This is a genomic window from Alteromonas algae (assembly GCF_049117195.1).
GTDB lineage: Bacteria > Pseudomonadota > Gammaproteobacteria > Enterobacterales > Alteromonadaceae > Alteromonas.
The window spans coordinates 3,762,045-3,774,625 of sequence record NZ_CP185260.1 but is presented as its reverse complement, the minus strand read 5'-3'; the positions used below and the strand labels follow the sequence as shown (position 1 = coordinate 3,774,625).

The 12,581-nt window shown below is 45.2% G+C and carries 11 protein-coding genes; 4 read left to right on the top strand and 7 right to left on the bottom strand.

Annotation, left to right across the window (positions count from 1 at the left end; all coding sequences use genetic code 11):
- Window positions 1–164: 164 nt before the first annotated feature.
- From ACOJRU_RS16720 to cutA, 7 genes are all read right to left on the bottom strand, one after another.
- Window positions 165–1,106: a hypothetical protein gene (locus ACOJRU_RS16720; protein WP_421132851.1), complete on the bottom strand. Its 942-nt coding sequence runs from the start codon at window positions 1,104–1,106 to the stop codon at window positions 165–167.
- Window positions 1,107–1,445: 339 nt separating this feature from the next.
- Window positions 1,446–2,789, bottom strand: coding sequence for an acetyl-CoA carboxylase biotin carboxylase subunit (accC, locus tag ACOJRU_RS16715; RefSeq protein WP_421132850.1), 1,344 nt, complete (start codon window positions 2,787–2,789; stop codon window positions 1,446–1,448).
- A gap of 14 nt (window positions 2,790–2,803) precedes the next feature.
- Window positions 2,804–3,259 carry an acetyl-CoA carboxylase biotin carboxyl carrier protein gene (gene accB / locus ACOJRU_RS16710; protein ID WP_421132849.1) on the bottom strand — a complete coding sequence of 152 codons (456 nt, stop codon included), beginning with the start codon at window positions 3,257–3,259 and terminating at the stop codon, window positions 2,804–2,806.
- A 20-nt stretch (window positions 3,260–3,279) separates the two neighbouring features.
- The gene (gene aroQ, locus ACOJRU_RS16705) at window positions 3,280–3,714 is read right to left on the bottom strand and encodes a type II 3-dehydroquinate dehydratase (protein ID WP_421132848.1); all 435 of its coding nucleotides are present in this window, start codon (window positions 3,712–3,714) and stop codon (window positions 3,280–3,282) included.
- A 271-nt stretch (window positions 3,715–3,985) separates the two neighbouring features.
- Entirely contained in the window at window positions 3,986–4,729 is a 744-nt protein-coding gene (locus ACOJRU_RS16700) for a M23 family metallopeptidase (protein WP_421132847.1), read from the bottom strand.
- A 64-nt stretch (window positions 4,730–4,793) separates the two neighbouring features.
- The gene (locus tag ACOJRU_RS16695) at window positions 4,794–6,548 is read right to left on the bottom strand and encodes a protein-disulfide reductase DsbD (RefSeq protein ID WP_421134792.1); all 1,755 of its coding nucleotides are present in this window, start codon (window positions 6,546–6,548) and stop codon (window positions 4,794–4,796) included.
- A 17-nt stretch (window positions 6,549–6,565) separates the two neighbouring features.
- Entirely contained in the window at window positions 6,566–6,895 is a 330-nt protein-coding gene (gene cutA, locus ACOJRU_RS16690) for a divalent-cation tolerance protein CutA (protein ID WP_421132846.1), read from the bottom strand.
- Window positions 6,896–7,108: 213 nt separating this feature from the next.
- Between cutA and ACOJRU_RS16685 the strand changes: the two genes are divergently transcribed.
- The 4 genes from ACOJRU_RS16685 (at window position 7,109) to ltrA (ending at window position 12,562) form a co-directional block, all read left to right on the top strand.
- Window positions 7,109–7,621: an FxsA family protein gene (locus tag ACOJRU_RS16685; RefSeq protein WP_421132845.1), complete on the top strand. Its 513-nt coding sequence runs from the start codon at window positions 7,109–7,111 to the stop codon at window positions 7,619–7,621.
- 265 nt (window positions 7,622–7,886) lie between these two features.
- Complete coding sequence (locus ACOJRU_RS16680) at window positions 7,887–8,177, top strand: co-chaperone GroES (RefSeq protein ID WP_421132844.1); 291 nt, start codon at window positions 7,887–7,889, stop codon at window positions 8,175–8,177.
- A 40-nt stretch (window positions 8,178–8,217) separates the two neighbouring features.
- Window positions 8,218–9,858 carry a chaperonin GroEL gene (gene groL / locus ACOJRU_RS16675; protein ID WP_421132843.1) on the top strand — a complete coding sequence of 547 codons (1,641 nt, stop codon included), beginning with the start codon at window positions 8,218–8,220 and terminating at the stop codon, window positions 9,856–9,858.
- 1,054 nt (window positions 9,859–10,912) lie between these two features.
- Window positions 10,913–12,562, top strand: coding sequence for a group II intron reverse transcriptase/maturase (gene ltrA / locus ACOJRU_RS16670; protein ID WP_421132842.1), 1,650 nt, complete (start codon window positions 10,913–10,915; stop codon window positions 12,560–12,562).
- Window positions 12,563–12,581: the final 19 nt, after the last annotated feature.

The window sequence follows — 12,581 nt, the reverse complement described above, 5'->3', positions numbered from 1 at the left end:
AAAAAGTAACGTTTGGGAAGTGAACTGCAACATAGTGGCGGTCGTAAATTACTATGCACTGTTAAAGTGTGTACGCGTTCTTGCTGTTTGGCCCATCATTTGATGGGCCTTTTTTGTTACAGCCCCCTGCGGTGGGCGTTATTTGCATATGTCGTGAAAGAATGTCAGCGATCAAAAGATACTTTAACACCAGTGAGAACTCGACTAACCCTATCAATAACATCGAGGCGAACAAACCACTCGGCGTCGAACTGTTTGAACAACACACCACTAAATTCGGCAGACATGCCGTGGCCGGTTCCTAGGAAGTCTTCTGTAAGTTCCGCTCTAGGGCCAAACGCATTGCTTACATAAGAATAATGTGAAAAGTATTCGATGGGGTAGTCATCAAACAGCACTTCACCTTGAACGCCAACGACAATTTTTGCGCTGTCGCTGCCCAGCAAATTAATGCCCTCGACAAAAATGGTATTGTGCTTAGCATAGTTAAAACGGTACTCGGCACGTAAAAAGTTACTTTGTGTCATGCGCTCAGCACTCACTTCGTAGCTATGACGTTGTCCCATCTTTGCCGAATATTCAATTTCTATGTAATCGTCTTGTTTGTCAAAATCTAACGCGTCTCCTGCATTCACATCGCCTAATTGACCAATGACAATTTCTAACGCGCTGTTGTTGGCAAGGGTTGAAACATTGCGAATACCGGTTATCCAGCCATCTTTAGATAATCCTGATGATGACACTCTACCCTTATAGGTTGGAATAACGCCAAATTCGGTTTTTCCTGTTTCGTCTTCAACGGCTACGAATAAGCGACGCGCATGTAAGTAATCGGTAGTATCGCTGCCAAAGGTGTTATGGCTTGAAGAAAAGCTATCACCTGTTACGACAAAACTGTTCACAGACCATCGCGGAGCATTTGAGAACGTAATACGAGGATAGTAACGCAAACGGTATTGATTGCGACTAGGACGGTTACTGCGCTCGTCATAGCGCACTTGTACATCAAGCTTGTGTGAATAGTTAATGTCATCGTCTGCCATTGTTGAAGACGACAGGATGAGTAGTGCTACCACAGTAAAAAGAGCTAAGAGTCGTGCGCCCACGCGAGTCCTTTCAAAAAAGTATGAGTAAACTGTGATTCTATAAGGAAAACGCCGAGCAGAATATATTGTTTTGTATTTGGTTTTATAAAAAAGCCGGCGAGTGATGCCGGCATAAGGTGGAGTAAGACTCCGAAAGGGAAAAACACAATAAACACAATGTTTAACAAGGGAGATGTCAAAACATGCGAGCAGTATACGAACAATCATTGACGAAGAATAACGTTAAAACTTGATTGTTCTAATCGCTAAAACAGAATAGAGACTTATTGAGACATGAACACAGAGCGTGACGGGCAGAAAGTTGGGCCGCACCAAGGTAGCGTGCGACCCAAAGGGGGATTAGCTTAACCCTAGTTTCTTTTCGAGATAGTGAATATTAGTACCACCAGCGAAGAAGTTTTCATCGGCCATAATGGCGCGCTGCAACGGTATATTGGTTTTAATACCTTCTATGACGATTTCATCGAGTGCATGACGCATTCTTGCGATAGCTTCGTCACGGCTTTCACCATAAGTAATAAGCTTGCCAATCATCGAATCGTAGTATGGCGGCACGGTATAGCCTGCATAAACATGAGACTCCCAACGCACACCTAAACCACCTGGGGCGTGAAACATACTGATGGTTCCAGGGCTTGGAATAAAAGTATCTGGGTCTTCGGCGTTTATTCTGCACTCGATAGCATGGCCGCGAATTTGTATTTGCGACTGGTCTATTGAAAGCGGTTGGCCCGCTGCGATGCGTAGTTGCTCTTTAATAAGGTCTACACTTGTAATCATCTCTGACACAGGGTGCTCTACCTGAATTCGAGTGTTCATCTCGATAAAGTAGAATTCACCGTTTTCGTATAAGAATTCAAATGTACCCGCACCGCGATACCCTAACTCAATACACGCACGACGGCATCTATCACCGATCTTTGAACGCATTTGCTCAGAGATACCAGGTGCTGGCGCTTCCTCAACCACTTTTTGGTGGCGACGTTGCATCGAACAATCGCGCTCTCCAAGATGAATCGCATTACCTTGACCATCGGCTAACACTTGAATTTCTACATGGCGTGGGTTTTCGAGAAACTTTTCCATGTAAACAACAGAATTACCAAAAGCAGCACCGGCTTCAGCCTGCGTAGTTTCGATAGAGCTGATAAGTTCATCTTCACTTCGGACAACACGCATACCTCGACCACCGCCGCCGCCTGCTGCTTTAACGATGATAGGATAACCAATGCGCTTGGCGATAGTTTTGTTACGTTCTGCGTCATCCGTCAGCGGGCCGTCAGAGCCAGGTACGCAGGGTACGCCAGCTTTCTTCATCGCATTAATGGCCGACACTTTATCGCCCATAAGGTTGATGGTGTCGGCAGTTGGGCCTATGAAGATAAAACCACTTTTTTCAACGGCTTCAGCAAAATCGGCGTTTTCAGCAAGAAAGCCATAGCCTGGGTGAATTGCGATTGAATTGGTGACTTCCGCCGCTGCAATGATGCGCGGAATATTCAAATAACTTTCGGTAGCTGATGCTTTACCAATACAAATAGATTCGTCGGCAAGCAGCACGTGCTTTAAATTTTTGTCCGCTGTAGAGTGTACCGCTACCGTTTTGATGCCTAATTCTTTACAGGCTCTCAAAATGCGTAGGGCAATTTCTCCGCGGTTTGCAATAAGTACTTTATCTAGCATGATGCAGTGCCTGCTTATTCAATGATGAACATAGGTTGGTCAAATTCTACTGGATCTTGGTTTTCTACCAATATCGCTTTAACCACGCCGGCCTTGTCTGCTTCAATTTGGTTCATCATCTTCATTGCTTCGATAATGCAAAGGGTATCGCCTACTTTTACCTGTTGGCCTACTTCAGCAAACGCTTTAGAAGTAGGTGACGAAGCACGGTAAAACGTACCAACCATAGGTGATTTAACTACATGACCATCAGGAGCAGCTGGCTCAGGCGTAGCCGTCGCGGCAGCTGCAGCAGGGGCCGGAGCAGCTTGTGGTGCAGCCGGTGCTGCAAAGCTGTAATTTACAGGCGCTTGCATGCCTGTTGGACCGCGGTGGATACGAACTGACTCTTCGCCTTCCGTAATTTCTAATTCTGCTACGCCAGACTCTTCAACCAACTCGATGAGTTTCTTTATTTTTCTGATATCCATGATCTGTCTCTATATTAATTTTATGATTTCGTTAAATTGATTGCTGCTGTAAGTGCGAGGGAGTAACCAATGGCTCCTAAACCTACAATGACACCTGCTGCAACATCTGAGAAATAAGAATGATGACGAAAAGGCTCTCGCGCATGTACATTTGATAAATGCACTTCGATAAAGGGAATATTTACGCTTAATAACGCATCTCGCAATGCCACACTGGTATGGGTAAACGCAGCTGGATTGATGATGATGGCGTCTATTGACCCCATCGAACTATGTATACGTTCGATGATCGCATGCTCAGCATTTGACTGAAAATGCGTTAGCGTGACATCTGAAGAAGCCGCTTGCTCCTGCAAGTCGTCTACAATGTCTTGTAATGTTTGCGTACCGTACTTATCGGGTTCACGTTGCCCTAACAGGTTTAAGTTGGGGCCATTGAGTAACAAAATATTCATTGAATGTGCTGCTATCTTCGGGTAAATGTTGTTGTATTTGCCATTTCAACAAATTTCAATAACAGTTGCACGAAAAAAAAGCAGTTATCTGTCTCGTTCATCATGTTAACCACTGATTATAGCTATAAAGAAAGTTTTCGCAGCAAAATACTGGTCTAATCAGGTGTTTTCGGTACAAAGTTACCGGTATGGTTGATGGTTTAATGGTGTAAAGATAGTAGGGCGAACCCTGTCGTTTATCCCATGCAGGGAGTGGCCTATGCTAGAATTATCAAGGGTGTATTGAGTAGGCCGGCATAGAAAATGGCACACTTTTATAGCTACCATTAAATTGCGCAATGTATACACCAAAATGCAGATGAGGTAGCGAAGAAAACCCTGTATTGCCACTATAACCAATAAGTTGTCCTTCGCTTATTGTTTGTCCTTGGGAAACGGCCACGCCGTTGTGTTTGAGATGATAATACTCTCCGGTTGTCCCATCATCATGCAGTACCGCTACGTAGTTGGCGTGTTCTGCAAAATCAGGAGAAGGCCCGCCTGTCGTTCCATCCGACTTTGTATCAATGACAACACCACCGCGTGCAGCCATAACCGGCGTTCCTACAGGCACGGCAAAATCGATGGCGTAACGAGAACGTCCACTGTGGCTAAATGAACCGTTAAAACCTTGTACTATTGGGTAGGAACTTGGGGGTAAAAGTGGCGGTAAATAGTCCACAGCATCATTATGTGTTGCCGTTATATCACCTGGTGTCCACCTAACTCGCATGTTTTCCCAAAATGCATCTGCATGTGTAACTGTGCCAAGTGCAATGGGCGCATCGCTACTAAGAAACGCATTGCTATGTGAGGATGGCGATAAATTGTTTGAATACACGGTAAGCGCCACGGGAAGCGTAACTCGGCGAATGGCAGAAACCGCGAATGTATTGTCGTTGTTAGGGGTGAGAACAATACAAAAACGCGTGTTGCCGAAACACCCCGCTTGCTCCGTAGCGCTGACACCGCTCATTACGGCAATCAGCGAAATAGATATAAGTAGCGGTTTTATCTTAATAATACGACACCCTTCACATTTACCGATTCACGGTGCTATTTACATGGCTTGAAAACGTGTCGGCATTCATAAAGCCAGTGACGCGTGCATTCGTAAGTTCATCGCCGTCGATATTAAAAAATAAAATAGTAGGTAAGCCGAGCACGTTAAAGGTATCAAATATCTCCTGACGCTCAGGGGTATTGTCAGTTAAATCCATTTGCACCCATACTGTGTTGCTTAGTGCTTCTACAACTTCTGGGTTGGGAAATGTGTACTTTTCGAATTCCTTACATGCCACACACCAATCGGCATAAAGGTCTACCATTACGGTTTTTCCTTCGTTATTGGCCCTGGCAATCTTGTCTTTTAAATCACTAAGGTTTCTTGCCTTTATGAATTCAGGATGGCCCTGTTGCTCGCCCCATAACCCCACATTTTGGCCTGCATGAAACGCAACAGAACTGCTTGCCATGACACCCATTGCTACTAACACCGCCCGTATTAATTTAACCCACGAGTTCGGTGTGGAGCGGTTAATGCGCCAATAGTAGCCAAACAACCCGAACCCCAGCGTAGCCCATAGGAAATCTGAGTATGCGTTATTCCAAAGACGCTCTATGAAAACAATCGCAACGGCTAACATCATAAAACCGAACGTTACCTTAATAACATTCATCCAGTTGCCCGCTTTAGGTAGTAATTTACCTCCGGTTATACCGAATATAATCAGGGGAATACCCATGCCCAAACTAAGCAGGTAAAGCGAAATGAACCCTAGCGTCATGTCTCCCGTTTGCGCAATAAACAACAAAATGCCGGTAAGGGGAGCGGTTGTGCAAGGAGACGCGATGAGGCCTGACAACACACCCATAACAAACACACCTGCAAAGCTCCCTGGGGTTTGGTTGTTACTGGCATGGGTTAAGCGTTCTTGCCATTTGGCCGGCAGTTGTATTTCAAACCCACCAAACAGCGCAATGGCGAGCGCAATAAAGAGTGCAATGAACACACCCAACACAACAGGGTGTTGAAGCGCGGCTTGAAACTGTGCGCCTGCAACTGCTACCACTAACCCTAGTAATGAGTACGTGATGGCCATACCTTGCACATAACTAAATGTGAGCCAAAAAGAATGGGACAGGGTTTTTGGTTTTCCTTGCCCAATAACAATACCTGATACAATGGGGTACATAGGAAACACGCATGGTGTAAATGCTAAACCAATGCCTAAAGCAAAGAAAAGCAATAGTGTGATTGGTAAATTGTCTTTTTGAATAAGGCGTTCAGCCAATGAATATTGCTCGCTTTTTATCGGCAATGTAGTGCTGTTTTGCGACGTTTCGCCTGACAAGACTTCACTTAAATACACCACTTTCACCGTGGGCGGATAACACAGCCCTTCATCCGCGCAACCCTGATAGCGTATTTTTATAACGCTGTCTTTGTTTGCCTCTGTGATAGGAATATCAATGGTGACGGTGTTATAAAATACCTCTGACTCACCAAAAAATTCATCTTCAATCATTACCCCTTGCGGATAGCGCGCACTGCCTATTTCGGCCTCTTTTGCCACATACTTAAATTGCTTCTTATACAGGTAATAACCATCGGCAATGGTAAATGTAGCGCTAAGTAATTGGTCTTTTTGAACAAAGTCGAAGCCAAAGGCTTGTTCTACATCTAGAAATTCTGGCTGGCTCGAGAATACATCATCTAGGGCGCCGGGCACCTGAGCACTGGCAGGCATCGACACGCTAACCGCGATAAAAAATAGGGCAAACAGGTGCAGCATAGCTTTTGATATTTTATTCATGAATGTTCTTTTGTTGTCTTTGTTACGTCATGCACCCACGTGCGATAGTCATCGCTTGCAGCAGCATCTAATACGACCCATTCTGGCACATCATAAGGATGTAAACCGCATACTAATTCATACGCATGAGTAATCGCATGTGCTGAGGTTTTAATAATAAGTTGTACTTCGCGGTCTTGCTCTACTTGCCCCTCCCACTTATACACCGACGTGATGTTAGGGAGTATATTTACGCATGCAGCATACTCGGCGCGTATCAATTCATGGGCGATACGCGTTGCACTTTCTTCATTTGGTGCTGTGCATAACACTACGTTAATCGTCATGGTGAACCTTACTTGTGTTATTTTGCATAGAGGTATTAAGACACCTATGTTTTAGTAGACCGGTACAGCATTCGTATTCTTGCATAAGCATTATGCTGTTATCTACTGCCCACCGCTTTTCATTGTGGGTTAGCCGAAACAAGGGCACCTTTTCTTGTTATTACGTTCAAAGACCCTATAACAGACTATGAAATATTCAAATGAGGATACATTTTGCCGGTTTTATTTATACTTTTCGTTGTTTTACCTATTTTAGAAATTGCCTTGCTGGTGAATGTGGGAGGCATGATAGGGGGCTGGAACACTATCGGCGTAGTAATACTAACGGCGTTCGTTGGGGCTTACTTTGTTAAACGAGAAGGGGTAAGTACGCTGCAAACTGCACAAGCAAAAATGCAACGCAACGAGATGCCCGGCAAAGAGCTTGTTGATGGTTTAATGTTGGTTGTCGCGGGTATCCTACTGGTTACTCCCGGCTTTATCACCGATATCGTTGGGTTTATGTTTGCGCTTCCTGGCTCTCGCCACTTAATTGCTGCCCAAGTCAGTAAACATATGAAAATGCGTGTGGTGATGCCAAATTCTTCAGCAGGTACGGGTGGTTTTTATCAGCAACCTGGAAGTAATCAGTCGCCCTTTACCCGTCCGTCCAATGAAGACGGTGATGTCATTGAGGGTGAATACAACGATCACACCACACAAGATGTCGATAAACGATTAAAATAGTGCTATTTAGCCCGCCAGATAGAAAGGGTGTCACATTACGGTGCGGCACCAATGATCGCTAAAACCAATCATTTAGCGAAAAAATCAATTTTTTTACATTTTTTTGTTCAAAAACCCTTGAACTTGAAAGGGTACTACCCCATTTAACCGTGCAGAAAAGAATTTAATTGCTCAGCAATGAGCACCTTAAGCACACAGCATTCAGATACGCTGAATGCTGAAAATCACTTAAATTTGAATAGTGAAATTTTCAGGAGACTTGAAAATGGCAATTCGTCCTTTACACGACCGCGTAATCCTTAAACGCGCAGAGCAAGAAAGCAAATCTGCAGGCGGTATCGTACTGACTGGTTCTGCAGCAGAAAAATCTACACGTGGCGAGATCATCGCTGTGGGTAATGGCCGCATCCTAGAAAATGGCGACGTAAAAGCGCTAGACGTAAAAGTTGGCGATACCGTTATTTTTAACGAAGGCTACGGCGTTAAAACAGAAAAGCTGGATGGTGAAGAAGTTCTGATCCTAAGCGAAAGCGACATTCTTGCGATTGTTGAGTAATTACAACTAACGTTAAACGAATTAAGAGAGGAATTTTATCATGGCAGCTAAAGAAGTACGTTTTGGTGACGACGCTCGCACAAAAATGCTTAAAGGCGTTAACACGCTAGCAAACGCAGTTAAGGTAACACTAGGCCCTAAAGGTCGTAACGTAGTATTGGATAAGTCTTTTGGCGCTCCAACTATCACTAAAGATGGTGTATCTGTAGCGAAAGAGATCGAACTTGAAGACAAGTTTGAGAACATGGGCGCACAGATGGTTAAAGAAGTGGCGTCTAAAGCGAATGACGAAGCAGGTGACGGTACGACTACCGCTACTGTGCTTGCACAAGCTATCGTAACTGAAGGCCACAAGTCTGTTGCCGCAGGCATGAACCCAATGGATCTTAAGCGCGGCATCGATAAAGCCGTTGTTGCAGCAGTTGAACAGCTTAAAGCGCTTTCTACTGATTGTGCCGACAGCAAGTCAATTGCTCAGGTTGGTACTATCTCTGCAAACTCTGACTCAGAAGTTGGTGACATCATTGCACAAGCAATGGAAAAAGTAGGTAAAGAAGGTGTTATCACTGTAGAAGAAGGTCAAGCACTTCAAAACGAACTAGACGTTGTTGAAGGTATGCAGTTCGACCGTGGTTACCTATCTCCTTACTTCATCAACAACCAAGAGAACGGTACTGTTGAGCTAGACAGCCCATTCATCCTATTGGTTGATAAGAAAATTTCTAACATCCGTGAATTGCTTCCTACCCTTGAAGGCGTAGCAAAAGCAGGTAAGCCACTGATGATTATTGCTGAAGACGTTGAAGGTGAAGCGCTAGCGACACTTGTAGTAAACAATATGCGCGGTATTGTTAAAGTTGCTGCTGTTAAAGCACCTGGCTTTGGCGACCGTCGTAAAGCAATGCTACAAGACATCGCAGTACTTACTGGCGGTACCGTAATCTCTGAAGAGATTGGCCTAGACCTTGAAAAAGTGCAGCTAGAAGACCTAGGTACTGCGAAGCGTGTAGTTATCAACAAAGACAACACGACTGTTGTTGATGGTAACGGCGACGAAGAAATGATTGAAGGCCGTTGTGCTCAAATCAAAGGTCAAATTGAAGACTCCTCATCTGACTACGACAAAGAAAAGCTTCAAGAGCGTTTAGCTAAGCTTTCTGGTGGTGTTGCAGTAATCAAAGTTGGTGCAGCTACTGAAGTAGAAATGAAAGAGAAGAAAGACCGCGTTGAAGATGCATTACATGCAACGCGCGCTGCGGTTGAAGAAGGTGTAGTACCTGGTGGTGGTGTTGCTCTAGTTCGTGCAGCAGCTAAGCTTGCTGACCTAACTGGCGACAACGAAGATCAAACTGTAGGTATTAAACTTGCGCTACGTGCAATGGAATCTCCTCTACGCCAAATCGCTAGCAATGCTGGTGCAGAAGCATCGGTTGTTGTTAACGAAGTAAAAGGCGGCGAAGGTAACTACGGTTACAACGCAGGTAACGACACGTACGGCGACATGCTAGAGATGGGTATTCTTGACCCAACTAAAGTAACGCGTTCTGCACTACAGTTCGCGGCATCAATTGCTTCACTTATGATTACCACTGAAGCGATGGTTGCAGAGCTACCTAAAGAAGAAGCAGCACCTGCAATGCCTGATATGGGCGGCATGGGCGGAATGGGCGGCATGATGTAGTGCGACGAGAGTCGCGTAGGTCGCTAACCTAGCAGGCTATATTGATGGTGTGCACTAACTTTTATAAGTTAGTGCCACCAGCCCACCTGCAAATTTAGTAGTCGAAATCCGTTGGTCGGATCGCACAATCCGATCAACGGCATTCCCTTAGGGAGTGTTCGCCTGATCACGATTGTCGGTCAGTATAAAGAAAACAGGCGCGTGTTCACGCTGCCTTCAATACGTCAGTGTCTAGAAGCATAGTCTTTTGTGCGAAAGGTAAAAAGAACGGCGGCTTTGGCCTGCCGACAATTTTAACCTTCGAGGATACTCCTTTCTACTTGTCGTACTCGACAAGACCACACGGTTATTTCAGCTGTTGGAGCGATCTCCGGCGTAAGCTGTTGTAGTTATTGTCTCACCGTTTTGCTTTAGCACATCGGTAGTGAGACCTGTTATACGGCTAACAGTAGCCTAGGGATAGTGCGATGCTGGTAACGGCATGGTGCGAAGCTTCCTGACAATGTACCTCTACGAAAGTAGTGCTTAATCCGTGAGGATGAGCATAGTTGGCTAACAACGAGCTGACTGAGGGCTAGGCTGGGCAATATGGTTAACGTAAGTGAACTGTTGATAAATACCGTCAACCGCAAGGAGTGGAATGTTGTTTATACACTCTGACCAAAAGGTACGTGGTTGGTTAATCCTTTTACATCTGGGATTACGCCGTCTTATGACCACCGGTAGATAGACAGAACCTACGTTGTTCGTGTAACTGCAACGGAACTCGGTAAGCCCGACTATCCGCCTGATTATTGGTAACAGTAAAACAGGCAGGCAATCCGCAAGGAGCGCTTTTGGATGAGCGGGTAAAGGAGGTCTGAAAAAGCGAATGTTGAGCGGTAATAGCTTAGATAGGGGTTCAAACTTTGCCCTAACCTGAAAAGGTGCAGACTTCAGACTGGTCTTTAATTGTGTGAAGGCTTGTAAAGCCGTCTTAAAACCAACCCAAATGGGGATTAGCTTCCCCTTTGGGGCGGGCTTTTCTCCATTTTAGGTTAAGGAGGAAAGCAAGATGAGTACGACAATGTCAGTACCTGCATTCTCCCACCCACCTTCGGGCTGGCATACCATTAACTGGTATCTGGTTCACAGGCAGGTGAGAGGGTTACAGGTGCGGATCGCGAAGGCGACTAAACAGCAACAGTGGCGCAGGGTGAAAACCCTGCAACGTATGTTGGTGCGCTCGTTTGCTGCCAAGGCATTGGCAGTCAAGCGCGTGACTGAGAACCGTGGCAAAGCAACGCCCGGTGTCGATGGGGAGTTGTGGAGCACTCCAGAGAGTAAATGGAATGCTATAGAACGATTAAAGCGAAACGGGTACAAGCCCAGACCGTTGCGCAGAGTTTACATCCCAAAGGCAAACGGCAAACGCCGCCCGTTGGGAATACCGACAATGCTGGACAGAGCTATGCAGGCCTTATACCTGCTAGGTCTTGAGCCGGTTTCGGAAACTACTGCGGATCGTAATAGCTATGGTTTTAGACCCATGCGTTCGACCGCTGATGCCATAGAGCAATGCTTTGTGAACATCAGTAGGAAGAGCTCAGCAAAATGGATTTTGGAAGGGGATATTAAGGGGTGTTTCGACAACATCAGTCATGACTGGTTACTTGCCAACATTCCGTTGGATAAACAGGTACTCAGAAAGTGGCTGAAAGCAGGGTTCATGGAGTCCGGTAGTTTACATGCGACAGAAGCGGGAACGCCTCAGGGCGGGATCATTTCTCCTGTATTGGCCAACATGGCGCTTGATGGTTTGGAAGCGGTGCTTGAATCCCATTTTGGGATGAAAAATACCAAAGCCGCCTACAAGACCAAGGTCAATTACGTACGATATGCGGATGACTTCATCATCACAGGAATCTCGCAAGAGTTACTGGAAGATAAAGTCAAACCCCTTGTTGAAGCCTTTATGGCCGAGCGAGGACTAACGCTATCGAAAGAGAAAACACTGGTCACTCATGTTTCTGAGGGTTTTGATTTTCTGGGTCAGAATTTACGCAGTTACAACGGTAAGCTTTTAATTAAGCCTAGCCGAAAGAATCTGCGAAATGTACTCGGAAAGTTGAAGCAAATAGTTGCGGGTAACAAAACAGTCACCGCTGGCAATTTGATAATGATGCTAAACCCTGTTTTACAGGGGTGGGCGAATTATCATCGTCATGTGGTGGCTAAAGAAACCTTCAATTATGTGGACTACAGGGTTTGGAAGATGCTCTGGAAATGGTGCCGAAGACGACATCAAAATCGTCATAAACGCTGGGTTAAGGAGAAATACTTTAAATCAGCCGGTAACCGTAATTGGGTATTTTCTGGTGTGAATGGAAAAGGCAATACCGCCAGACTTGTTTACACCATGGATACGCCAATAAAGCGACACATCAAGTTAAAAGCAGAGGCAAACCCGTATTTACAGGAATTTGAAGAATACTTTGAGCAACGCCTAGAGCGAGGCTGGAAGGACTCTTTGAAAGGTAGAGATAAGTTGCTAACGCTTTGGCTCAGACAGCGGAAACGCTGTGTTATGTGCAACAACCTAATTACCAAGGAGACAGGGTGGAATATTCATCATGTTGTTGAAAGGGTAAAAGGCGGTAGCGATAAACTGAGTAACTTAGTGTTGTTGCATCCTAATTGTCATCGGCAGCTACATAGTCAATAATGGATGATTAATGAACAGT